At 62.1% G+C, this 24695-nt stretch carries 22 protein-coding genes; 5 read left to right on the top strand and 17 right to left on the bottom strand.

From position 1 onward, the window contains the following. Positions 1–8: 8 nt before the first annotated feature. From H040_RS25245 to H040_RS25185, 12 genes are all read right to left on the bottom strand, one after another. Complete coding sequence (locus tag H040_RS25245) at positions 9–221, bottom strand: hypothetical protein (protein ID WP_027919104.1); 213 nt, start codon at positions 219–221, stop codon at positions 9–11. Next, positions 218–688 (bottom strand): hypothetical protein, encoded by a 471-nt coding sequence (locus H040_RS25240; protein ID WP_027919103.1) that lies wholly within the window; start codon positions 686–688, stop codon positions 218–220. Before H040_RS25240 ends, H040_RS25245 begins: the two co-directional genes overlap by 4 nt. A 511-nt stretch (positions 689–1199) precedes the next feature. Continuing rightward, positions 1200–1394: a hypothetical protein gene (locus tag H040_RS25230; protein WP_027919102.1), complete on the bottom strand. Its 195-nt coding sequence runs from the start codon at positions 1392–1394 to the stop codon at positions 1200–1202. A 186-nt stretch (positions 1395–1580) separates the two neighbouring features. Beyond that, on the bottom strand, positions 1581–1985 hold the full coding sequence (locus H040_RS25225) for a TraR/DksA family transcriptional regulator (RefSeq protein WP_027919101.1): 405 nt from the start codon (positions 1983–1985) through the stop codon (positions 1581–1583). Between the two features lie 317 nt (positions 1986–2302). Beyond that, a complete protein-coding gene (locus tag H040_RS25220; RefSeq protein ID WP_027919100.1) occupies positions 2303–3076 on the bottom strand; it encodes an enoyl-CoA hydratase in 774 nt (257 codons plus the stop codon). Between the two features lie 13 nt (positions 3077–3089). After that, on the bottom strand, positions 3090–4217 hold the full coding sequence (locus tag H040_RS25215; protein ID WP_027919099.1) for an acyl-CoA dehydrogenase: 1128 nt from the start codon (positions 4215–4217) through the stop codon (positions 3090–3092). Positions 4218–4225: 8 nt separating this feature from the next. Continuing rightward, complete coding sequence (locus tag H040_RS25210) at positions 4226–5419, bottom strand: acetyl-CoA C-acyltransferase (protein ID WP_027919098.1); 1194 nt, start codon at positions 5417–5419, stop codon at positions 4226–4228. 11 nt (positions 5420–5430) lie between these two features. Further along, positions 5431–6198 carry an SDR family NAD(P)-dependent oxidoreductase gene (locus H040_RS25205; protein WP_027919097.1) on the bottom strand — a complete coding sequence of 256 codons (768 nt, stop codon included), beginning with the start codon at positions 6196–6198 and terminating at the stop codon, positions 5431–5433. 13 nt (positions 6199–6211) lie between these two features. Continuing rightward, positions 6212–7858 carry an AMP-binding protein gene (locus H040_RS25200; protein WP_027919096.1) on the bottom strand — a complete coding sequence of 549 codons (1647 nt, stop codon included), beginning with the start codon at positions 7856–7858 and terminating at the stop codon, positions 6212–6214. A gap of 89 nt (positions 7859–7947) precedes the next feature. After that, the gene (locus tag H040_RS25195) at positions 7948–12459 is read right to left on the bottom strand and encodes an NEL-type E3 ubiquitin ligase domain-containing protein (RefSeq protein WP_027919095.1); all 4512 of its coding nucleotides are present in this window, start codon (positions 12457–12459) and stop codon (positions 7948–7950) included. Positions 12460–12563: 104 nt separating this feature from the next. Further along, entirely contained in the window at positions 12564–13586 is a 1023-nt protein-coding gene (locus H040_RS25190) for an AraC family transcriptional regulator (protein ID WP_027919094.1), read from the bottom strand. Positions 13587–13650: 64 nt separating this feature from the next. Next, positions 13651–14514: a LysR substrate-binding domain-containing protein gene (locus H040_RS25185; protein ID WP_027919093.1), complete on the bottom strand. Its 864-nt coding sequence runs from the start codon at positions 14512–14514 to the stop codon at positions 13651–13653. 133 nt (positions 14515–14647) lie between these two features. Here H040_RS25185 and H040_RS25180 point away from each other — a divergent pair, with 133 nt between their 5' ends. Further along, a complete protein-coding gene (locus tag H040_RS25180) occupies positions 14648–15754 on the top strand; it encodes a 2-aminoethylphosphonate--pyruvate transaminase (RefSeq protein WP_027919092.1) in 1107 nt (368 codons plus the stop codon). Positions 15755–15788: 34 nt separating this feature from the next. Then, positions 15789–16616, top strand: coding sequence for a phosphonoacetaldehyde hydrolase (gene phnX, locus H040_RS25175; RefSeq protein ID WP_027919091.1), 828 nt, complete (start codon positions 15789–15791; stop codon positions 16614–16616). Between the two features lie 183 nt (positions 16617–16799). Here phnX and H040_RS25170 read toward each other — a convergent pair whose 3' ends face one another. After that, entirely contained in the window at positions 16800–17360 is a 561-nt protein-coding gene (locus H040_RS25170) for an NADPH-dependent FMN reductase (protein WP_027919090.1), read from the bottom strand. A gap of 159 nt (positions 17361–17519) precedes the next feature. On the opposite strand from H040_RS25170, the gene H040_RS25165 reads away from it, so the two are divergent. After that, positions 17520–17738 carry a hypothetical protein gene (locus tag H040_RS25165; protein WP_027919089.1) on the top strand — a complete coding sequence of 73 codons (219 nt, stop codon included), beginning with the start codon at positions 17520–17522 and terminating at the stop codon, positions 17736–17738. Here H040_RS25165 and H040_RS25160 read toward each other — a convergent pair. The 4 genes from H040_RS25160 to H040_RS25145 all read right to left on the bottom strand — a co-directional run bounded on the left by H040_RS25160 (position 17722) and on the right by H040_RS25145 (position 22168). Beyond that, entirely contained in the window at positions 17722–19971 is a 2250-nt protein-coding gene (locus H040_RS25160; RefSeq protein ID WP_027919088.1) for an Orn/Lys/Arg decarboxylase N-terminal domain-containing protein, read from the bottom strand. The two genes, H040_RS25165 and H040_RS25160, sit on opposite strands and share 17 nt — an antisense overlap. 153 nt (positions 19972–20124) lie before the next feature. Beyond that, positions 20125–20883 carry a DNA polymerase III subunit epsilon gene (gene dnaQ, locus H040_RS25155; protein ID WP_027919087.1) on the bottom strand — a complete coding sequence of 253 codons (759 nt, stop codon included), beginning with the start codon at positions 20881–20883 and terminating at the stop codon, positions 20125–20127. Between the two features lie 51 nt (positions 20884–20934). Further along, positions 20935–21381 (bottom strand): ribonuclease HI, encoded by a 447-nt coding sequence (rnhA, locus tag H040_RS25150; RefSeq protein ID WP_027919086.1) that lies wholly within the window; start codon positions 21379–21381, stop codon positions 20935–20937. Between the two features lie 13 nt (positions 21382–21394). Next, positions 21395–22168: a class I SAM-dependent methyltransferase gene (locus tag H040_RS25145; RefSeq protein WP_027919085.1), complete on the bottom strand. Its 774-nt coding sequence runs from the start codon at positions 22166–22168 to the stop codon at positions 21395–21397. A gap of 85 nt (positions 22169–22253) precedes the next feature. Between H040_RS25145 and gloB the strand changes: the two genes are divergently transcribed. After that, entirely contained in the window at positions 22254–23033 is a 780-nt protein-coding gene (gloB, locus tag H040_RS25140) for a hydroxyacylglutathione hydrolase (RefSeq protein WP_027919084.1), read from the top strand. A 100-nt stretch (positions 23034–23133) separates the two neighbouring features. Beyond that, positions 23134–24558 (top strand): lytic transglycosylase domain-containing protein, encoded by a 1425-nt coding sequence (locus tag H040_RS25135; RefSeq protein ID WP_027919083.1) that lies wholly within the window; start codon positions 23134–23136, stop codon positions 24556–24558. The last annotated feature ends 137 nt before the right edge of the window (positions 24559–24695 follow it).

The following is a 24695-nucleotide window of genomic DNA, read 5'->3' as shown; positions in this document are numbered from 1 at the left end:
CTGCGACCTCAGCCTTGTGTCAGTCGCTGCAACTCGCGCCGTACCATGGCGGCATAGGGTGGCGGGCTCAGCTGATACAGCTGGGCTGCCACCCAGCTCAGCCAGCTCCCACCCATTGCCTCACGCTGCGCCAACAGGCGCTGGGCCTCGGCCAAGGCTTGCGCCTGGTGCTGCCGATGAAACTCGGCACGCGTGCCAGGTACTTCGCCACTTTCACTCATTCACTGGCCTTGAAAGTGGTCAGCTCGCCCTTGCGCCACTTGGCGACCTTGCCGGTCACCGCCTTGAGCAACTTGCCCAGGCCTTCCTGAACCTGCTGCTGCGCGGCGAACACCAGCATCACGCCCTGGCCTTCGCGGAACACGATGCCCTCGCCTTCCGGTACCGAAACAAATGCGTAGTCGCCCACACCGTAGACGTTCAGCTTGATTTCGCGAAAGCGCATTTCCAGTTTGCCGCCCTCGCGGCTGGGCAAGACGGCAGCGCGGAAGTGATCGCCGACTTTCAGCTCCAGGCGCTGTTTGTCATCGACCACCAAGGAGCTTTCGGTGTCGATCTCGGCCATGTACAGGCCTTCGGGGTTCTGTTCGGTGATATAGATGAAACGCCCCTGAAACAGCTTGGCCAACTTACCGCGCAAATCGCCCAAGGCAAACAAGGCGTGGGTATCCAGTGTACTGACTGCCAATGAAGTAATCCTCAAACCGGTGATATCCGCCCTCACTCGGAGTCGGTGAGGCGCGGCCATTTCAATTCGATAGGCGAAAAGAATAATAAAGTGATGCACGAAACGTCTGTGCCTGCTGACGATGCAGCACGCAGGAAACTTTACTCTGGCTTGCCAGATATGGCCTCAAAGCAGGCTTTCGGCATATTCCCTATCAGGGAAGCGTAATGTCTGACAACAAACCCGCCAGAAAAGATGCGATAGATAACTGCAAGCCCCTCGGCAGAACGGGCTCAGGTATCCATCAGCGCATTACCGGGGAATGAATATGCACGAAAACACTGAAATCCGTCGAGAGGTAAAGAACATTTCTTACCTCGCATGCGTCAATAACAGGCCGCGCTACGTCGTCATACCCGCGGGTATCGAGTTCTTCCACGTTACCGAAAGCGCTACTGGCAGGGTCAAGGGCTTTCGCCGACTGCACCGCGATGCCTGCGCACTGGCCCGCAGCCTGGAGGCCTGAACCCGCTCAGGCGGCATGACCTTCCTGCAAGAGTTGCAACCAGGCGGCCTGGCATTCCATGGCTTCTGCACGGGTGGCGAACGCTGTACCACGGCGCTCGCCATTGACCAGGACCACCCAACATACCCGCTTACCCAGTGCCTGCAAGCTCGCAGGCACACCTGAACCGATCATGACCGCTACATCGACCCGGTTGTTCATCACTCCCTCCGGCACTTAGATAGCACCCTAACGATAAGGTCATGATACGCCCAGCAACTGCCGCGTAACAGCGCATCCTGGTACAGCTGTGTTACGCCCTGAGCAACAAATGCAACAAGGCCCTCCACGCAAGAAACGCAAAAAGCCCCATGGATTGCTCCATGGGGCTTAGCGCACTGCGCCGTGTCAGACCTGGCGCTGGTGGCGGTCGAGCTGCTCGTGGCGCTCCTGGGCTTCGATGCAGTACTTGGTGGTCGGGCTGATAAGCAGGCGCTTCAAGCCAATCGGCTCACCGCTGTCATCACACCAGCCGAAGCTCTCGTCGGAGATGCGGTCCAGGGCCATTTCCAGCTGCGGCAGCAAGCGCTGGTCGCGGTCAATGGCATTGACCAGCCAGCTACGCTCTTCTTCGACCGACGCCACGTCGGCAGGATCCGACGGGGTGTCCAGGCCTTCGATGGTGGCACGGCTCAGCTCGATGCGTTCATGGGTTTCGACTTTCATCGCCTGCAGCAGGCCAGCAAAGAAAGCCAGCTGGTCAGCGTTCATGTAGTCATCGGCCGACATGGCCAGCAACTGTTCCTTGGTCATCGATTTCTCTATGAAAAAATGTGCATTTGGGCGATTCAGGTGTCGCCGACGCCTCGGCATCGGCAGCGGAATTCTTCAAGCGCCAACCGGCACTCTTTTACAGGGGGCGGCAGTCTAAGGCGCTACGTCGCCTTGAGCAACAGCAATGATGGGAGAAATTGCCCGAATGGATCTGGAATCCGCCCGCTGGCACCCTCGCCCGGCTCGAAAAGAAAGCGTCACGGTATACCAAGGTATACCGTGACGCTGACCCGTCCGCTGCATGCACCAAGGCAAATCGCAGCACGCGGTACTGCCGCTAAAGCACCCTGCTCGCTTCAACGGTCCTTGAATTGTGCCTCGCGCTTGGCAATGAAAGCCGCCATGCCTTCTTTCTGATCTTCGGTGGCAAACGCTGCGTGGAACACCCGACGCTCGAAGCGCACACCCTCGCTGAGGGTCACCTCGAAGGCGCGGTTGACGCTTTCCTTGACCATCATGCTCACCGGGATCGACTTGCTGGCAATGGTTGCTGCGACCTTCAGTGCTTCTTCCAGCAACTGCGCCTGCGGCACGATGCGCGCCACCAGGCCGGCGCGCTCGGCTTCTTCGGCGCCCATCAGGCGGCCGGTCAGGCACAGTTCCATGGCCTTGGCCTTGCCCACCGCACGGGTCAGGCGCTGGGTGCCCCCCATGCCCGGCAGCACGCCGAGGTTGACTTCCGGTTGGCCGAACTTGGCATTGTCGGCAGCGAGGATGAAGTCGCACATCATCGCCAGTTCGCAGCCACCGCCCAGGGCGAAGCCGGAGACTGCGGCGATGATCGGTTTACGCCGGTTGGCGATGCGATCGGCATCGCTGAACAGATCGTCAACGTAGATCTGTGGGTATTGCAGTTCGGCCATTTCCTTGATGTCGGCCCCCGCGGCAAAAGCCTTGGCAGAGCCGGTGAGCACCACGCAGCCAATGTTCGGGTCATGCTCGAGCTGGTCCAGGGCCTGGTTGATCTCGCCGACGATCTGCGCGTTCAGCGCATTGAGCGCCTGCGGGCGGTTGAGAGTGATCAGGCCGACCTTTCCGTGGATATCCAACAGGATGGTTTCGAATGCCATGCAGTCTGCTCCTTCAAAGATTGCGCGCAATGACCATGCGCTGAATGTCGCTGGTGCCTTCATAGATCTGGCAGACCCGAACGTCGCGGTAGATCCGCTCCAGCGGGAAGTCGCTCAGATAGCCATATCCGCCCAAGGTCTGCAAGGCATCCGAACAGACCTTTTCGGCCATTTCCGAGGCAAACAGCTTGGCCATCGACGCTTCCACCAGCGCCGGGCGCCCGGCGTCACGCAGCGCGGCCGCGTGCAGCACCATCTGCCGCGCCACTGCAATCTTCGTTGCCATGTCGGCCAGCCGGAAGGCCACGGCTTGATGTTCGATCAATGGCTTGCCGAAGCTATGCCGTTCATTGGCGTAGTCGCGTGCCACTTCGAAAGCCGCACGGGCCATGCCCACCGCCTGCGAGGCAATGCCGATACGGCCGCCTTCAAGGTTGGCCAGGGCAATCTTGTAGCCCTCGCCTTCCGCACCCAGGCGGTTGGCCACTGGCACGCGCACATTATCGAAAACGATCTGGCAGGTATCCGAGGCATGCTGGCCCAGCTTGTCTTCGACCCGCGCCACCTGGTAGCCCGGCGAGTCGGTGGGCACGATGAAGGCACTGATGCCACGCTTGCCCGCCCCTGGATCAGTTACGGCAAAGACGATCACCACACCGGCATTCTGCCCGGACGTGATGAACTGCTTGCTGCCAGTGAGCACATAGTGGTCACCCTCAAGCCGAGCGCGAGCCTTCAGGCTGCTGGCGTCGGAACCGGCCTGTGGTTCGGTCAGGGCAAACGCCCCAAGCATCGAGCCCATGGCCAGCGGGGTGAGGAACTGCGCTTTCTGTTGCTCGTTGCCAAACCGCAGGATCGGCACGCAACCCACCGAGTTGTGCACGCTCATGATGGTCGAGCAGGCGCCGTCACCGGCAGCGATCTCCTCCAGCGCCATGGCGTAGGCGACGTAACCGGTATCACTGCCGCCCCATTGCTCCGGCACCAGCATGCCGAACAGCCCGAGCTCGGCCATTTCTTCAATGGCCTGCTTCGGGAAGCGGTGCTCCTTGTCCCATTGTTCGGCAAACGGCTTGAGACGTTCCTGGGCAAAGGCACGTACCGCATCGGCGATCTGTTGTTGATCTTCATTTACCAGCATGGTTCACCTCAATACAGGCATTCGACAGCCATGGCCGTGGCCTCGCCACCGCCGATGCAGATGGCTGCCACGCCGCGACGCAGGTTGTTCTGGCGCAGGGCTGAAAGCAGCGTCACCAGAATGCGCGCGCCCGAGGCGCCGATCGGGTGGCCGAGGGCGCAGGCGCCACCATGGATATTGACCTTGTCGTGCGGCAGGTCGAGGTGCTTCATCGCCGCCAGGGTGACCACGGCAAACGCTTCGTTGATCTCGAACAGGTCGACTTCACCCAGGCTCCAGCCAGTGCGTTTCATCAGTTTGTCGATGGCACCGATCGGCGCGGTCGGAAACAGAGCCGGGGTATCGGCGAAGGCAGCATGGCCGCGGATTACCGCCAACGGCTTGAGGCCGCGCTTGTCGGCTTCGGAGCGACGCATCAGTACCAGCGCCGCGGCACCGTCGGAGATCGAGCTGGAGTTGGCGGCAGTCACCGTGCCGCCTTCGCGGAAGGCCGGTTTAAGCTGGGGGATCTTGTCCAAGCGAGCTTTAGGCGGCTGTTCGTCGTCTTTGATAAGGCGCTTTTCCTTGCCCTCGGTAACCTCTACCGGCACGATCTCGGCGGCAAAGCGGCCGCTCTTGATCGCGTTCTGGGCGCGGGTCAACGAGGCGATGGCGAACTGGTCCTGGGCTTCGCGGCTGAAGGCGTTGGCCTGGGCACAGTCTTCGGCGAAGGTGCCCATCAGGCGGCCTTTGTCATAGGCGTCTTCCAGACCGTCCATGAACATGTGGTCGATGATCTTGCCGTGGCCCATGCGGTAGCCACCACGGGCTTTATCCAGCAGGTAGGGAGCGTTGGTCATGCTTTCCATGCCACCGGCCACGACCACTTCGGCGCTGCCGGCCAGCAGCAGGTCATGGGCCATGATCGCCGCCTGCATGCCCGAGCCGCACATCTTGTTCAGCGTGGTGCAGGTGGTGTGCTTGTCCAGGCCGGCACCCAGCGCAGCCTGACGTGCAGGTGCCTGGCCCTGGCCGGCTGGCAATACGCAGCCGAACAGCACCTGCTCGACACTGGCCGGATCGATGCCGGCGCGCTCTGCGGCTGCGCGGATGGCTGCACTGCCCAGCTGCGGCGCAGTCAGGCTCTTGAGATCGCCCTGCAGGCCACCCATGGGCGTGCGCACGGCGCTGACGATAACGATCGGATCGTTGGCAAGTGTCATGTTCATTCTCCTCACTTGGCAGCCATGCGCAGTGCGCCGTCGAGGCGGATCACCTCGCCGTTCAGCATGCTGTTCTCGATGATATGGCGCGCCAGCGCTGCGTATTCCTGCGGGCGACCCAGGCGCGGTGGGAACGGTACGCCGGCGGCCAGCGAAGCGCGCACGTCCTCGCTCATGCCGGCCATCATAGGTGTCTCGAAGATGCCCGGGGCAATGGTCATCACGCGGATGCCGAAACGCGCCAGCTCACGCGCGGCGGGCAAGGTCAGGCTGGCGATGGCGCCTTTGGATGCAGCATAGGCAGCCTGGCCGATCTGGCCGTCGTAGGCCGCGATGGAGGCGGTATTGATGATCACGCCACGCTCGCCTCCCTCGTCCGCAGCGCCTTCAGCCATGGCAGCGGCGGCCAGGCGCAACAGGTTGAAGCTGCCCAGCAGGTTGACGTTGATGACTTTGGCGAAGCTGGCCAGTCCATGCGGGCCCTGCTTGCCCAGCACCTTCTCGGCGCCGACGATGCCGGCGCAGTTGACCAGCCCGTTGAGGCGGCCGAAGGCGCTGACTGCCGCATCGACCGCCGCCTGGGCGGCCTGCTCGTCACTGATGTCAGCCACTGCGAAGCGGGCGTTTTCACCCAGCTCGCGGGCTTTGGCCTCCACAGCCTGGGCATTGAGGTCGACCAGCATGACCTTGGCGCCGGCCTCGACCAGCATCTGCGCGGTGGCAGCACCCAGCCCGGAAGCGGCGCCGCTGACAATGAAGTGCTTATTGGCTATCTGCATGATCTGGTTCCTTTCAGGCGCTGGCAGGGGTGGCCTGTTGCGCGTGTTGTTTGGCGACTTCCTGATTGCGCAGGATGAAGCGTTGCAGCTTGCCGCTCGGGGTCTTTGGCAACTCGCTGACAAATTCGATTTCGCGGGGGTAGGCATGGGCGTAAAGGCGTTGGCGTACATGCTGACGCAGGGTTTCTTCCAGCTGAGCGTCGCCTTGATAGCCGTTAGCCAACACGACGAACGCCTTGATCAGTTCGGTGCGCTCAGGGTCCGGCTTGCCGATCACCGCTGCCTCTATCACTGCCGGGTGCTCGATGAGCGCACTTTCCACGTCGAACGGGCCGACCCGGTAACCTGAAGTAGTGATCACGTCATCACTGCGACCGACGAAGCTGATGCTGCCGTCAGGGTTCAGCTCCACGGTGTCACCGCTGAGGTAGTACTTGCCGACGAAGGATCGGGTGGGCACGCCGTGATAGCCACCAAACCAGCACAAGGGCGATTGCTCACGGTCCACGGCCAGAATCCCTGGCTGGCCGGCCGGCAATTCGGCACCTTGCTCATCCAGCACGACGATGCGATGGCCGGGGATGGCGAAACCGGCTGAGCCCAGGTGCACCGGATGCGCCAGGCCATGGTGGTTGCACAGCACCATGCCCAGTTCAGTCTGGCCGTAGTGATCGTGGATGGTCACACCCAGTTCGTCGGCGAACCAACGAATCACTTCGGGGTTGAGCGGCTCGCCGGCGCTGCTGACGACTCGCAGGCGGCCTTTGATCGGCGAAGAAAACTCACTGCCTGCAGCGATCAGCAGCCGATAGGCCGTTGGTGAGCCGGCCAGGTTGCTGATGCCCAGTTTGTTGATGATGCGTGCGCAGCTCTCGACGCTGAACGGGCCATCGTAGAAAGTCGTGGCGTGGCCCAGTGACAAAGGGCCGGTGACTGCGTAATAGAGGCCGTAGGCCCAGCCTGGGTCGGCCAGGTTCCAGAAGTTGTCCTGCGGGCGCAGGTCGATGGCATCGCGCATGTAGCCCTGGAACGCGACGATGGCGCGCAAGGGGACTTCGAGTGGCTTGGCCGGGCCTGTGGTCCCCGAGGTGAACATCAGCAGGAACGGGTCGTCGCCCGTGCGCATGACGGGCTCGCACCCGTCAGCGACACCTTCCAGGCAGCCATGGAAATCCAGCTCGCCAGCACGTGCCTGCACGGTGATGACCGTCGGACAATCATGAACGTCATCCAGCTTGGCGCGGTTGTGCCGGTCAGTGACGACGACACACGCAGCCGATTGCTCCAGACGATGCTCGATGGCCTTGGGGCCGAATGCGGTGAACAGCGGCTGGTAGACCGCGCCCAGGCGCCAGGTGGCGAGTATGGTCACCAACAACTCCGGAGTGCGCGGCATCAAGCCCGCAACGCGGTCACCCGCATTAACACCTTGGGCCTTGAGCACGTTGGCAAAACGCGCCGCCAAGGCCGCCAGCTCATCGAAGGTATACCGCTTGCTGTCGCCATCGCGGCCTTCCCACAGCAGGGCCAGCTTGCCGCGTCCCACATGCCGGTCGCAGCATTCGACACAGGCATTGAGCGCGGTCAGTTGCCCGCACAGCGCTGCGCGAGCGGCCTGAGCATGGTCGAACGAACGGGCGGCATCGGCGTAATCACGCATCGTCAGACTCCTGGTTTTTTATTGTTGGCCTGCACCATTGGTCTGACGATGTTGTCGCTACCTGCCCTGCCGGGCAATGGCCAAAGCTGTCAATCTGGATGACCGGTTTGGTCGCCAGCTGGCAGGTCCGAGTCCGCGTCGGGCTTCAGCATCGGCTTGGTCAACCAGAGAACCAGTCGGTTTTTCATTTGATCAAGTTCTGCGGCCAGCTTATCGAACTGGTCTTTGTACTGCTGGTCGGTCAACGCGGACTTTTGCTCGAACAACTGGCTCCCTTGTTCCTGGAACTGCTCAAGGATGGGTTCGAAGTCGCCCGCGCGGTGTTTTTCCAACCACTGGACCCAGAACGCCTGATGGCTCAGGAATGCCGCTTTTGCTTCAACTGTTCCCGCGCGCCTTACAAAGGCCCTTGCAGCGTCGAGATCCGCCTCACTGACATTGGCTATCGCGCCAAACAACATCGAACCGGGCTGACCGGGCAGATTCATCTCTTGGGTCAGCTGCAACCGAAAATAAAGGCTGACTTCGATGGCATCCAGGGTTGGATTGGTCGCGGATTTCTCAGCGATGTAGTGGCCGACGTGTTGATTGAGCAACTGTAGCCTGAACAATCCTTGCCCAAGGTCTAGCAACGCCTGTTGCTGCCCGGCCGCCACGGCCAAGCGCTTCGCGTTGCTCACCAACGCGAGCAGATGCAGCTCGCTGAACCGATCGACGACATCATCCGCGCAGGTGGCATCGCCAATCGCATGGGCATGGACCTCGTCGATGAGCGCAGCATCGGTGTCCATGGCTTCAAGCAACGTCCACACCCGCGTATTCAGTTCAGCCCGATGAACCTGATCGCGAAAATCGCTGCTTTCCTGCAGCCTGCGCAGGATGACTTCCAATTCACTGTTTCTGGGGTCGGCGAACAATCGATCCCATGTTTCCCCACGCGTTTGCGCCTGTTCCCCTGCCACCCAGGCTGCCCTGGCAGCCAGCAGCTCAGGGGCAGATTGCAGAGCGGGCGGATGGAAAGGCGCAGGGCGCGCATACAGGCGCTCCAGTTGCGCAGCCTCAACAGCACCTCGATCCAACAGAATTGAAATACGAAATGTATACGGCATCGCCTGGATGGCAGCTGGCACGGAGGTCAAGTTATTGGAACTCAAGTCGATCCAGCGCAGCATCCGACACTGTTCCAACCCAGTGGGCCATTCCAGCAGCCCGCAAAGCCGCAGGTTCAGGCGCCTCAACACTGAAGCCCTGTTGACCAAGGCCAAGCGGCGAAGCGACGGATTGAAACTGAGGTCCAGATCCTGCAAATGAGTCAGTGAGCCGAGCGCCTCGGATACGCGCTCGCCATTTCGAATACTGTTGTAAGAGAGCTCGAGTCGTTCGAGTAATGGGAGATGGCGAATGCCGACCGGTAGCGCCTCCAAACGGTTGCGCGCCATGTTCAGTCGGCGTAGTTGCCCGAAACAGCTGAAGAAGGCGTCGGGAACCTCCTGCAGCGGGGTATTGACCATTACCAGGGAGGTGACGTGATGGAAGTCGATTGAGGCATCCAGCTCAGGCAGGCTGGTCACACGATGACCGCTCAGGTCCAGAACGAAGCCTTCCACGGCACTCTCATCGCGATCAATCGGCAATTGCCTGCGCCAAGCTCGTCGCAACATTTGCGCAAGCAAGCGACGCGATGCCCGCTCGCCTTCTCGCCCCGCCGCGACCCACGTTTCTAGCTGACCGTTCAACAGTAGATAGTTATGTTCTTCCATCAACAGCGCTGCGTACGGATTGGCAGCGCCCAGGATGCGATTAAGCTGCTCGTCAATCTGCCTGGGAGTAGCGCCTTCATAGAGCCTGGCCAACCGCCGCCGGATCCTCCGTCCCGGCCCCTGAACACGGGACACGCTGCCGCCCAATGGGTACCCTACACGGCCATCGTCCAATCGCTGCCCTGGGTTGAACCAGCTCGGCTCTTCCCGCCAGGCAAACAGTCTTATCAGCTTCTGCCTGCCGGTTGGCAGCAGTCTGACGACCTGCCGCCGCAGTTCGCCTGCCTGATCGTCACTGCCGAGGCCGAGGGCGGCTTTCTGTTGTGCTGTCAGCAATGTGACGATGGCGTTGAAGAAGTCATCAGCAGCAGTGCTCTGCGCTGGGAGCTCCAGGCCATTATCGTCATACAGCAGGAACGCGCCCTCTCTACGCACCATTATTACCTGACCTGCTTCCGGTGACTGCGAGTTGAGCACCGCCAGGCGACGCCCTTCTGCAGAGCCGGAGCGCAACTCCACACGCTGATTGAAAGACCAGGAGCCAAGCCTCGAAAGCAACCCCAACCCCACTTCTCCACTGACATCGCTGTAAGCGTTACGCAGCATCAGGCCTTGCACGGCATGATTCACCCTGGTGAGCTGAAGCAGGGAGCGCGCCTTGGTTGCCACTGAAAGCGGTAGCCGTTGCAGCAATTCGATCTCTTCGCGCTCATCGCCGCTCACCTGGCTGGCCAACTCGATGGCATAGTCGGTTGGCAAACCGGGGAAATCGCGATTGAGCACCGAAACGACAGGGTCAGAAACCGGTTCGACGAATGTCAGGAACTTGAACAGGTCATGACGCAGAAGGCTCTGCTGATCGAGGATAGCCAAAGGTCGTGCGGTGGCAGCCAGCTCGGCTATGCCGGGGCGCTTCTCGCACCACTTCAGAAGCACCGGGTCATCAATCTCGGACGTATCAGCAGCCAGCGACTCAAAGAAACGCTCGATCTTTTCATCGGCCTCGAAACGGCGAAGCGTCTCTCGCAGGTTGGCCGGCAACGGACGATTCTCTACCAGGATACCGCGCAATTCGTCCACATCGCTGCAGGCTGCCTGCAGCACCTGCCTCGCACGTTGCTGATCAAGCGGGCGTTGCTGTGGCCAGAGGCGGGCGAGCATTTGCGGCGCATCATCCCAGTCCAGCGGCGAGTCGTCAGGCAGCAGCCACAAGCGCTCGGCGTTGCGCTGCAGCACCGGGCCATAGGCATGCGGGCATTCCGGGTGAACCAGCCGCCAGGCCCCGTTTTCACTCGGCTGATGTACCTCGTAATGATGACTGCCAGCCTTTAGCCAACGGCGGTCACCGCTGAAGTACAAACCATCCTCACCCATGATCGCGTCATCCGGCAACTCGCTCTCGTAGATGCTCAGGTCGCCGTTCCATAAACCTTGGGCATTGTTGTCCAACGTGACCGCTTCCAGGCCTTCGACCAGCGCCTTGCTGACCAAATGCCCGACCGCTGCACCTACACCCACCCCCGCAGCCGTAGCAGCAGCAATTTGTGCCACGTTCAGTGCATGTTGCAGGGCCTCGTGATCATGCCCCTTGGCCCAGTCTGCAACGCCTTCAAACACCTGGGCACATACATCCTTCACCAATGCCACCAACAGCACGCCCCCAACTGCCGGGATGAAGAAACCCGCCAGCCCGGCCAGCCCCCAGCCAAGCGACTTCCAGTCTTCCAGGCGTTCGCGACTGGCCTGGGCATCTGCATCTGCGGTAGGCACTAGAAGTACCTTGGCATCTGCGCACGCACGTTCGATCTGCGTATCCACCCATCTTGTAAAAACAGAACCATGACCGGTATCACCCTCGATCTCCAGATCCGGTACCGCATCCATCAACCGCGACTGCAGCGTACGGAAAAACGCGTTGCGCTGATCCAGAGCGATCAATTGCAGCAACTCACGCAGGTAACGCTCCTCCTTGAGGGCGGTTACCCATTCAGCTTGCACGTCGCGCGTTGAACGGTGCCAGCGCAATGGATTGCGAGCATCGCCGGGCATGTAGGTAACTACACCGGCACTGTTACCATCGGCGGTCTGCAACTGGATAATCAGCGCCTCATGAACACGCACGCCCAACATGGACATCAAACCAGGGTACGCGGTCAGCCTGGTCTCGGCGCCCCTGGCGCTCGAACCATCGGCGTAGTTTTGCAGTGCGGTTTTCACATCCTCGTCGATCTTGTTCTTCAGAAACGCAACGTGCACGGCCAGCTTGAAACCCGCAAGCTTGTCAGTGACCAGCACGGTCTTGTTCTGGGTGAACATTTGATCAAGCAACGTCTGGTACTGTTTTCCAGCATCCAGCTTGCGGCACGCCTCGATCAATTCCTCGGTATTGCCAATCACTTCTTCGTCATCACGCTGGATGACCAGGCCACTGCCGCTCAACGGCGTAACGCCTGCGGCAAAGTTCTGCATCAGGCGCGTCAGCGCAGGCTGCACTTCCCAAGAATCCTGAATATGGGGAGTGGACTGCCCTTGCCCCGTGCGGATCTTTCTTCGCCACTGCAGCGTGGTCAGTGTCTGCCCACGTGGCAGCAGGCCTGCCAGGGCTTTGGAGAGCATGCTTTCGGCATATTCCCGCAAAGGCACTGCTGCCTGGGTCGCGCTGGCCACAGCCGCCTGACTGACGCTATGGCTGGCAATCAGTACCCGCAGCGTGTGGATGTTCGCTGCAGAGGCACCTTTGATCCATTGTGGGAGCGATTGGGTGAACGCGTCAGCGGCTTTTTGCATATCGCTGGCAGTGACACTGTTGCGGACACGGGGTAAAGCCGGAAATGTGCGCATGAGGAACCCTCTGTACTGATGAGAGGGGCACAATCTTTCACCCATGCCGGGGAAGGTTCAGAGGGAAGCAGAGCAGTTACCGCAGCAATTCCGGGAGCTGCCTCTCAGCAGTGGGGCCCTCGGGCCTGAACCAACGCTCGGTAATGGCCGGGATTGCAGCCGAACCACTTGCGAAATGCCTTGTAGAACGAACTGCTGTCGGCAAATCCCAGGCGTTCGGCGATATCCGCCATGGACGGCTCAACCTCGCTGAGCCAGGCGATCGCCAATTCACGCCGCACACTGTCCTTCAGCCCTTGGTAAGTCTGCCCCTCTTCGGCCAGGCGTCGGCGCAGGGTGGAAGGTGACAGACACAGCTGCCGGGCCAGCGCGTCGGCGTCGGGCCACTGGTACGGGTGCAAATGCAAAAGATCGTTGCGCACACGCCGCCCCAGGCTGGCAGGGTCGCGATACTTGACCAGAATATTTCCAGGCGCTTCGGCCAGGAAGCGCTGCAACTCTTGGGGCGTCCGTTTAAGTGGCAGGTCCAGGCTATCGGCGGCAATGATCATGCGCGTACGCTGCCTGTCGAACTGCAGGCTTTCCGAGAACATGACCCGGTAATCATCACAGAAAGAGGGCTCGGAACAACGCAGGTCTATTGCCAGGATCGGAATGCGGCGGCCCGCCAGCCAGCAGGCGACACCGTGCACGATCATCCAGAAAGTGAAGTAAGTAAACGCTCGACGCGGCTGATCGCGGGGTTCGTTGATGACGATTTCGGCCAGGCTCTGCTGGCGCACCAGGCTGGGCTGCAGGTCTTCGAGCATCAGCGATAGAAAACCGAGCGCAACCTCCAGGCCCTCGCCCAAGGTAGGCTGAGCCATAGCCGCACGGCTCAGGAATGCCAGGCTGCCCACGGGTAGACCACGCCGGTCCATGGCAAAGAATTCATCGTTGCAACGCCGTGCCAGCAGCCGCCACAACCGCGCGTAGGCCTCGGCAGGCACCCGCGCCTGCGGCAGTTCAAGCTGCGCAGGGTCGATACCGGCACGCATCAGCACGCTGAGATCGGCTTGCCCATTGGGGCAGGTCTGCAACAGCGCTTCGCGCACCAGTTGCATGGAGATGGTGTCTTTTTCGCTCATCGGCCATCCGGGCTGGTCTGTGGCGGCCATGTTAGGCCTGGCAAGGGAAAATGTCAGCGCTGTATCACTGGCTCTGCGCCAACCCCATGAATGCCTGGATCAACCGCAGTTCACGCCGCCGCTCCAGGCAGCCGATCATGTGCTGGTTGACCAGCCCCTTGCCCGCCAGCGGCCTTGCCACCACACGCGGGTCGTTGGCCACTTCGGTCGACGAAACCACCCCCACCCCCAGCTCCGAAGCCACCGCCTCGGTCACTGCTTCCCGGCTATCGAGCTCCAGCAGCACACGTGGCTGCACACCCGCAGCGGCACAGGCTTTGTCGAATGTACGGCGGGTCGTCGAACTGGGTTCGCGCAATACCATGATCTGCTGATGCAGTTGCGCCAACGGCAAGTCACTTTCGCCACTCGCCCAGGCATGTCCGGCCGGTAGCAGCGCACACAACTGCGATTCGCACAGGGCCTGCAGATACAGGCCCTTGCGTGGCTCGATCTCGGTCAGCACGGCGACATCGGCGTGCTCCGACAGCAACGCCGCCAGTGTTTCCTGGGCATTACCCAGGCGCAGGTTGACGGTGATGCCCGGGTAGCGCTCGCGCAACTGGGCGAGCATCGGCATGACCCGGTGTGGCCCGTCCGCAGCCACTTCCAGCCGACCGGTAAGCAACTGCCGGTTGGCCTCGAGCATCGCCTGGGCCTCTTCCGCCAGGCCGAACATCGCGCGAGTGATAGCTGCCAGTCGGGTGCCCTCCTCGGTCAGCTCGACACGCCGGGCAGTACGGCGCAACAGGGTGATCTGGTAATGCTCCTCCAGCGCCTTGACATGTCCGGTAACCGCCGGCTGGCTGATGAACAGGCGTGCCGCGGCACGGGTAAAGCTGCCCTCCCGGGCGACGGCATCGAAGGCACGCAACTGAAACAGGTTCATATTTATCGGCCTGACTTATAGCTCGAATAACAACAAACAATTTGATTGATAGGCAGGCGAATTGCAACCTAGGTCCCGTAGTTTCAGCGCCAGTTTTCCGGCTGACCACCCGCCGCTTGTGAGGAACCACGGAATGAGCAACGCCCCGATCCTGCTGACCCCCGGCCCCCTGACCACCTCCGCCCGCACCCGCCAAGCCATGCTGGTGGACTGGGGCTCCTGGGACCGCGACTTCAATCAACTTACCGCCAGTGTCTGCGAACAGCTGCTGGCAATCATCGATGGCAGCGCCAGCCACCACTGCGTACCGCTGCAGGGCAGCGGTACCTTTGCCGTGGAAGCTGCCATCGGCACTCTGGTACCGCGTGACGGCAAGGTGCTAGTGCTGATCAATGGTGCCTATGGCCAACGCCTGGCGAAGATCTGCAAGGTACTGGGGCGAACCTACAGCACCTTCGAGACCGCCGAGGACCAGCCGACCACCGCCACCGACGTCGATCGCCTGCTGGCCGCCGACCCTGCGGTGACCCACGTGGCGCTGATCCACTGCGAAACCAGCACCGGCATCCTCAACCCGTTGCCAGAGATTGCCCAAGTGATCAAGCGCCACGGCAAACGCCTGATCATCGACGCCATGAGTTCGTTCGGCGCGCTGCCAATCGATGCCCGCGAGGTTCCCTTCGAGGCACTGATCGCCGCCTCCGGCAAATGCCTGGAAGGCGTACCCGGCATGGGCTTCGTTTTCGCTGAAAAAGCCGCCCTGGCCGCTGCCGAAGGTAATGCCCACTCGCTGGCCATGGACCTGCACGACCAGCACACCTACATGGCCAAGACCGGCCAATGGCGCTTTACTCCCCCGACTCATGTGGTCGCCGCCCTGCATGAGGCGCTGCAGCAATACAACGAGGAAGGCGGCCTGCCTGCCCGCCACCAGCGCTACACCAGCAACTGCAAGACCTTGCTCGACGGCATGGCCGCTATCGGCCTGCGCAGCTTCCTGCCAGCGGATATCCAGGCGCCGATCATCGTCACCTTCCACGCGCCGAACGACGCCCGTTATCAGTTCAAGGACTTCTACGAGCGGGTAAAGGCCAAGGGCTTCATTCTCTACCCGGGCAAGCTGACCCAGGTCGAGACCTTCCGTGTCGGCTGTATCGGCGTGGTCGGCCCGGACGGCATGCAGGCCGCCGTGAATGCCGTGGCCGAGGTGCTGCGGGAAATGGAAGTACTGGACATCTGACCCTTCGCCCAACCGAACTCAGGAATTAGCGCACATGAATTACAACAACCCCACCCAGCTGCAAGCCGCGATCCTCGACTGGGCCGGCACCGTGGTCGACTTTGGCTCCTTCGCACCCACCCAGATTTTCGTCGAAGCTTTCGCCGAGTTCGATGTCCAGGTTTCCATCGAAGAAGCCCGTGGCCCGATGGGCATGGGCAAGTGGGATCACATCCGCACCCTGTGTGACGTGCCGGAAATCGCCGAGCGCTATCGCAAGGTGTTCGGCCGCACCCCCACTGATGACGATGTCACCGCCATCTATAACCGTTTCATGCCGCTGCAGATCGAAAAGATCGCCGTGCATTCGGCGCTCATCCCCGGCGCCCTGGACACCCTCACCGGCCTGCGCCAGGACGGCTTGAAGATTGGCTCTTGCTCGGGCTACCCGAAGGTCGTGATGGACAAGGTGGTGGCGTTGGCCGCGAAGAATGGCTATGTCGCCGACCATGTGGTGGCCACCGACGAGACCCCGAACGGCCGCCCGTGGCCAGCCCAGGCCCTGGCCAACGTGATTGCCTTGGGTATCGACGATGTGGCGGCCTGCGTGAAGGTTGACGACACTGTGCCGGGCATCCTGGAAGGCCGGCGTGCCGGCATGTGGACCGTGGCCCTGGTGTGCTCGGGCAACGCCTTGGGCCTCACCTGGGAAGGCTACCAGGCATTGAGCTCGGAGAAGCTGGAAAGCGAACGCACGCGTATTCACGCAATGTTCGAGCGCTCACGCCCGCATTACCTGATCGACACCATCAATGAACTGCCAGAGGTTATCGCTGATATCAACCAGCGCCTGGCCAAAGGCGAGATGCCGCAGGCGTTCTGACGGCTAGACGTCAAGCCCGTCGCGAGCATGCCCACTCCCAAGGTCTCATCGAGCCTGTAAGGAGCGGGCTTGCCCGCGACAGCTTCTGGGCAGATCACCTGGCCTGCGTGGCACCTACCTCTGTTGCGTTCAAGATTCCGAATGAGCTACAACGCTGTGCCGGGCATCCACAAGCAGGTCCGTTCAGACCGCCCGGTTCAGTTTTACCCACGAAGCGAACTTGTCGATGAAACCCTGCAAGAAGGGCCGGGTCTTGTCATTGAGTTTGCCATTGTCCTCGAACAGGCTCGCTGCCCCACCAATATAAGCCTCTGGCATCTGCATGCACGGCATGTCGAGAAACACCAACGACTGGCGCACGGCATGGTTGGCACCGAACCCGCCAATGGCACCCGGCGAGACGCTCACAACCGCTGCCGGCTTGCCGCCCCAGGCGCTTTGCCCGTAGGGCCGCGAACCGACGTCGATGGCATTCTTCAGGCCGCCCGGCACCGAACGGTTGTACTCCGGCGTGACGAACAGCACCGCATCACTGCGGCGAATCTCATCGCGAAAACGCGTCCACGCCTCAGGCACACCCTCGGCTTCGACATCTTCGTTGTACAGCGGCAAGTCGCCGATCTCGACGACCTTCAAGGCAAGGCTGGACGGCGCCAGCTCCGAAAGTGCGCGGGCCACCTTGCGGTTGTAAGAGTCCTTGCGCAAGCTGCCGACGACCACTGCTACCGAATACACCTGGCTCATGGCGTTATCCATCCTTTGCTGGGAAAAAGGGACGTCAGTAGTTATAGATGACCGTTCCTCGGCGGCCTGGTTTTTTTTCCACCCTGCGAAAACTTCCGAGTACCTTATACGGTCTATGTCTGCAGACATTTCCTACGCAATTCAGAGGTTTCCCCCCAAATGGCAGCAGTAATGGTCGGCCAGTTCCACGCCCGTGACGCCGAAGGCCGTATCTACCCCGTCCACGAGTTCCAGGAGTCCACCCTCCAGGCTGACGGCAGCGCACTGGGCGCACCGATCACCACCTACCGCCTGGCCATCGGCGATCGCGTCAATCACCTGGGCGAAAACCGCTTCGAACTGGCACAGACTGGCGTCGAGATCATTCGCATTCCTTGATGCAGTCGACCGTGTACTGGCCGCTTTCGCACTGCAGGCCATGCACATCGGCGACGAACCCCGGGAAACCACTGTTGAAGGCCCGGGCAAACGCCAGGTAATCGAGGATCGAGCGGGTCGCTTCGGTGAACCGCTCGCCCGGCATGATCAGCGGAATCCCCGGCGGGTACGGCACCAGCATGACCGCCGCGACCCGGCCCAGCAGGGCTTCGATCGGCACCGCCTGCACCTCCCCGCGCACCATCTGGTCATAAGCCCGCGCCGGGCTCACGGCCACTTCCGGCAAACGCGTGAACAAGCGCTTGAGCTGCTTGGCCGTGGCATTGGCTCGGTAGCAGTCATGCAACTGATCGCACAGGTCGCGCAGCCCCAGCCCCTGGTATCGCGCGGCATCCACTGCAACCACGCTCGGCAGGCAGGTACTCAGCGCAGTGTTGCCATCGTAATGGCGCTTGAACTCCAGCAATTCGGTAAGCAGCGTGCTCCACTTGCCCTTGGTGATGCCCATCGAGAACAGCACCAAAAAGCTGTACAGGCCGGTCTTCTCCACCACCAGCCCGCGCTCCCAGAGGAACTTGCTGACCACGGCCGCCGGTATGCCGTGCTCACCCAGTACGCCACCGGCGCTGAGCCCAGGCATCACCAAGGTCACCTTCAGAGGGTCAAGCAGCACGTAGTTGTCGGCCACCTCGCCAAAGCCATGCCACTCAGCACCCGGTTGCAGCAGCCAGTCCTGCGCGGCCAGGCGATGGATGCCCTCCGCCGCTGGCGGCTGCCAGATACTGAACCACCAGTCAGCGGCGGCGATATGCTCGCGCAGGTTGGCCAGGGCACGCCGGAAGCTCAGGGCTTCGTCGAACATCTCTTGCAGCAGCGAGCGCCCGGCCGGGCCTTCCATCATGGTCGACGCCACGTCCAGCGAGGCGAGGATGCTGTATTGCGGCGAGGTGGAGATATGCATCATGAATGCTTCGTTGAAGCGGTCGCGGTCCAGCTGGCGCTGGGCGCCATCCTGCACGTGAATCATCGATGCCTGGCTGAAGGCGGCCAGTAGCTTGTGGGTGGAATGGGTGCTGAACACCAGCGGGCTGCTCTCGCTGCACGCGGTGCCCATGGCGTAGCGACCCTCGAAAAACTCATGGAACGCCGCATAGGCGAACCAGGCCTCGTCGAAGTGCAGCACTTCAACGCTGCTGCCCAGCGCCTGCTTGATCAGCCCGGCGTTGTAGCACAGCCCGTCGTAGGTGGAATTGGTCACCACCGCCAGCTTGATCCGTGGCTCACGCCCCGCGGCCAGTGGGTTGGCCTGGACCTTGGCCTGGATCGACTCAGGGCTGAACTCGCTGAGCGGAATCGGCCCGATGATGCCCAGTTCGTTGCGCTCCGGGCACAGGTAGATGGGAATCGCCCCCGTCATGATGATGGCGTGGACCACCGACTTGTGGCAGTTGCGGTCGACCAGCACCAAGTCATCGCGACCCACCATGGCATGCCAGACGATCTTGTTGGCGGTGGAAGTGCCATTGATGACGAAAAAGGTGTGGTCAGCGCCGAAGTTACGCGCTGCGCGGGCCTCGGCCTCGGCCAAGGGGCCGGTATGATCGAGCAGCGAGCCCAGCTCGGGCACCGAGACCGACAAGTCCGAACGCAGGGTATTTTCGCCAAAGAACTGGTGGAATGCCTGGCCCACCGGACTTTTGCGGTAGGCCACACCTCCGCCGTGCCCAGGGGTGTGCCACGAGTAGTTGGATTGGGCGGTGTGCTGCACCAAGGCCTTGAAAAACGGCGGCAGCAGGCCGTCGAGGTAGTTATGCGCAGCACGCGCCACCTGGCGGGCGAGAAACGGCACGGTGTCTTCAAACAGATAAAGGATGCCACGCAGCTGGTTGAGCTCGCTCATGGCCTCGGCGGGGGCGTTTTCCAGGGTGACCTGCTCGCCCAGGGCGAAAATCGGCAGGTCAGGCGCACGCAGGCGGGCCAGGCGAATCAGCTCGGCCATGTTCTGCAGCAAGTGGGTGTTGTCGCCGACGCCTTCGGCCGCGATCAGCATGCAGGCCAGGCCATGGTGGGTGGTGGCGACCAGGCGCGCTTCGGCATGGTCGGCGGCCTTGATGATGGCGAAGCCGTCCTGACTCAGCTCCTCGGCGATGCCGCGGATGCGCTCGCCGGCAACGCTGTCAGCCTTGATGGCACGGTGGACGATGAGAATCGGGAACTTGAGGTCCTTGTACATCCGGCTGCTACCTCCGCAGGACTTGTTGTCCTGTTCAGGGTAGTAGGCCCTGCGCGCTCTGTGCCGCCCTCTTCGCGGGCACGCCGCCCCCCAACAGGGTTTCACAGTGTGGGAGTGGGCTTGCCCGCGAAGAGGGCGGGACAGGCCTGCAGATCAGCCAGCAGGTGTCTCGGTCAGGGCTTGCCACATTGAAGGCCCACCTGCCGACTTGGCCACCGCCGCCAGCCGCTCGGCATGCGCCTCGAGCTCCTCGGCACTGGCCATGATCACCCGCCCCGGCGCGCGCCCGACGATGCGGCGGATCTCGCTGCCACCCGTGCCCTGCCCTTGACCATCATCATCGGCCCCGTGCCCGGCCAGCGACAAGCTGGTCTGGCCGCCGGTCATCGCCAGGTAGACGTCAGCCAGCAACTCGGAGTCGAGCAATGCGCCGTGCAGTTCACGCCCGGAGTTGTCGATGTCGTAGCGTTTGCACAGCGCATCGAGGCTGTTGCGCTGCCCTGGGTGACGGGCACGGGCCAACAACAGGGTATCGAGAATGGTGCAGTGGTTGGCGATGTCGGCGCGGTCGCTCTGCCCCAGCAAAGCGAACTCGTTATTGATGAAGCCGACGTCGAACGCCGCGTTGTGGATGACCAGGGTGGCACCCTGGATGAATTCGAAGAACTCTTCTGCCACATCAGCGAAACGCGGTTTGCCGACCAGGAACGCATCAGTGATGCCGTGGACGTTGATCGCGCCCTCGTCACTTTCGCGGTCCGGCTGCAGGTAGACGTGGAAGTGCCGCCCGGTCAGGCGCCGGCCCATGACCTCGACACAGCCGATCTCGATGATCCGGTGGCCTTCGCTGACCGGCATACCGGTAGTTTCGGTATCGAGAATGACCAGGCGTTTATCTTGCTGCTGCTCCACGCGGGGCGCTCCAACTTGCATCAGTTACTAAGGCGGCGATTGTAGCGCAGCTCAGCGCTTGGCGCGCACTTCCTCGACGCCGCGGTTGGCCAACTGGTCGGCACGTTCGTTACCGGGGTGGCCGATATGCCCACGCACCCACTTCCAGGTGACCTTGTGGCGGTTGACCTGCTCGTCGAGCAACTGCCACAGGTCGGCGTTCTTCACCGGCTCCTTGGCGGCCGTCTTCCAACCGCGTTTCTTCCAGTTGACCATCCACTCGTTGATGCCCTTCATCACGTACTGCGAGTCAGTGGTGAGCACCACCTCGCATTCACGCTTGAGCGCCATCAGCCCCTGGATCGCCGCCATCAGCTCCATGCGGTTGTTGGTGGTTTCGCGTTCGCCGCCCCACAGTTCCTTCTCGACGCCCTTGAAGACCAGCAGGACGCCCCAGCCACCTGGGCCAGGGTTGCCCTTGCAGGCGCCATCGGTATACATCTCGACGCTATCGCTCATGTACCACTCATGTTCAGTGCTTTTCGGCATCCGGATTGGCAGCGTTGCGGTTGACCTTGGCCAACGGCAACGGCAGCAGCTTGCCCATCGGCTCGCGACGCACCTGGCGCAACGGCCGCAGGCCGACCACCATCTTGCGCGCCACCAGCAGGTAGACCCCGCCGCCGGCGCTCTGCCAGCCTCCCGCCATCCGTTCCCAGCCTGCCAGGCGTTGCTGCCAGGCCGGCGAAGTGAGCGGCGGACGATAGCACCCGAAGCGGCGTTTCTCCAGCGCGAAGCCCAGCAGGTTGAGCCAGTCGCCCACCCGCGACGGCGAGATGCAGCGCGCCTTGCGCAGGGCGCCATGGCTGAAGAAATGGCGCATGCCCCAGCCGCTCCAGGGGTTGATACCGACGATCAGCAGGTGCCCGCCCGGGCGCACCGCGCTGGCCGCCTCACGCAGCAGGCCATGGGGCGACAGGCTGAAGTCCAGGCCATGCTGCAGCACCACCACGTCGGCGGCATGCTCGCTCAACGGCCAGGCCTGCTCCTCGCAGACGATCTCCACCCCCGGCAGCGGTGCGCCAAGGCGCACGTTACGCTGCACCTGGGGCGCGCTGGGCGGTGCCTCGGCACAGGGCCCATAGTGCACGAGGTAGCCACCGAAGAAGCGCCCGAGCTCTTCTTCCAGCAGTTTTTCCTCCTCCTTCAACATCAGCTGGCCGAGTGGGCCGTTGAACCACTCACGGGCCAGGCTGATCAGTTCGACCCATTCCGGGTCGGCCTGAGCAAAGGCTTGGTCAGTCATTGCGCTCTCCCTCGAAGGTTCTCGCACCGCGCCATCGCGGCTAAGATGGCCTCATGTGCCACGCCTGGCGATACGGATCCGCACCATGATACAGATCGACGCTCTTCCCGCTTTCTCCGACAACTACATCTGGTTGTTACAGGATACTGCCAAACGCCGCTGCGCGGTGGTCGACCCCGGGGATGCCGGCCCGGTGGAGGCCTGGTTGGCCGCCAACCCCGGCTGGGTACTGGACACCATCATGGTGACTCACCACCACCATGACCATGTCGGCGGGGTCGAACGCCTCAAACAGAAGACCGGTGCCCGCGTCTGTGGCCCAGCCCGGGAGCAGATCCCGGCCCGCGACCTGGCGCTGGACGAAGGCGACCCGGTCAGCGTGCTGGGCGTGAACTTCCAGGTGCTCGCCGTGCCGGGCCACACGCTGGGGCACATTGCCTATTACAGCGATCAGCCAGCAACGCCGTTGCTGTTCTGTGGCGACACCCTGTTCGCCGCCGGTTGCGGGCGCATGTTCGAAGGCACGCCGCAGCAGATGCAGCCTGCCCTCGCCCGCCTGGCCGCGCTGCCGGAGCAGACCGAAGTCTACTGCACCCATGAATACACCTTGAGCAACCTGCGTTTCGCCAAGGCCGTGGAGCCCACCAACCTGCACGTTCAGCAGCGGTTCGAAGACGTTAGTCGTTTGCGCGCCGAAAATCGCATCACATTGCCATCAACCATCGGTCTCGAGCGCCTGACCAACCCTTTCCTGCGTACCGCTGAAACATTAGTTAAACAAAAAGCAGACGAATGGAAGGGACATCCAAACGACTCGCAGGTCACTGTTTTTGCTGCTTTGAGGTCTTGGAAGGACTCCTTCTGATAACCTCAAGATATATCGCAGCGGGATGTCAACGGTTGACCCAGGCGGGAGCGGTTTCTAGAATCGCCGAAATTTTTCGCCCGGATACCTGTGTCAGCCGATGTCTTCCCGTAGCCGCAGAACCGCTCATTCAGTCGCCCTGACGCGTCTGGCCCAAATCAGTGCGCTGGCGCTGGCCGCCACCCTGGTGGGCTGCCAGAGCACCCGTCAGCTCGACGAAGCCGATAGCGTTCGCGCGCACAGCTACCAGGCACGGATCAAGCACAAGCCCTCGCCGCTGGCGGTCAAGCCTGCCGAACCGCCGCAGGATGTGTGGGAGCGCATGCGCCAGGGCTTCGCCCTGCAGGACAACATCGACGTCAACCCGCGCATCGAGCAGCAACGCCTGTGGTTCGCCAGCAACCCGACGTTTATCGAAAGCGCTGGCGAACGCGGCAGCCTTTACCTGCACTACATTGTCGAGCGTCTTGAAGAGCGCGACATGCCGCTGGAGCTGGCCCTTCTGCCGGCCATCGAAAGCGCCTATAACCCGATGGCGTACTCGCGTGCCAGCGCTGCGGGCATGTGGCAGTTCATGCCGGCAACGGGGCGTCACTTCAACCTGCGCCAGACCAACTTTTACGACGGCCGCCGCGACATCACCGCGTCGACCAACGCCGCGCTGGACTACCTGACCCGCCTGCACGACATGTTCAACGGCGACTGGCTGCTGGCCCTGGCTGCCTACAATGCCGGCGAAGGCACCGTCAGCCGGGCCATCGAGCGCAACGAGAAACTCGGCCTGCCCACCGATTACTGGAACCTGCCGCTGCCGCAGGAAACCCGTGACTACGTGCCCAAGCTGCTGGCCCTGTCGCAGGTGGTCTCCACGCCCGAAGCCTATGGCGTGAACCTCAACCCGATCGCCAACGAGCCGTACTTCGAAGCGGTGGCCATCAACGACCGCCTCGACCTGTCGCGGGTCGCCGCCTTCGCCAACATAGATGAAGACGAACTGATTCAGCTCAACCCGGCATTCAAGAAGCGCATGACCGTGGATGGCCCCAAGCAGCTGCTGGTGCCCACCGCCAAGGCACAACTGCTCAGCGACAGCCTGTCCAACCTCAAGCCTGAGCAGTTGGTCAGCCTGCAGCCGAACAAGGCCGTGTTCGCCGCCGCCGTGGCAGAAGCCAAGGGGCCGGCAGCGCGCAGCTACCGGGTCAAGCGTGGCGACAGCCTGAGCAGTATCGCCAAGGCAAACCGTGTTGCGGTCAAGGACATCCAGCGCTGGAACAAGCTGCCGGGCAACCGCGTCAAGGCCGGCCAGGTCCTGGCGCTGCGCGGTGGCAACGCACCGAGCGCTGCGGGCAACCGCGTAGCGGCCTCCGGCCAGCGTTCCACCCAGTACAAGGTGCGCAAGGGTGATTCTCTGTATCTTGTAGCCAAACGTTTCAATGTCGAAATGCAGCACCTCAAGCGCTGGAACCCACGCAGCGGGCATGCGCTCAAGCCAGGCCAGACCCTGACCGTCTACCTCTCCCACTGATATCGGCCTCGCCCCACGGCCTTTGTGGGAGCGGCCTTGCCGGGGCGCCGGACCGGTCGGAAAGGGCTGCGAAGCGGCCCCAAAATTCAGCTGCGTCGCACAGATTGTTGGGGCCGCTTCGCAGCCCTTTCGCGACG

The organism is Pseudomonas sp. URMO17WK12:I7 (assembly GCF_003269045.1).
GTDB classification, from domain to species: Bacteria; Pseudomonadota; Gammaproteobacteria; order Pseudomonadales; family Pseudomonadaceae; genus Aquipseudomonas; species Aquipseudomonas putida_J.
Note: the sequence above shows the minus strand (reverse complement) of the source record. Positions and strands in the feature narration are given on the sequence as shown.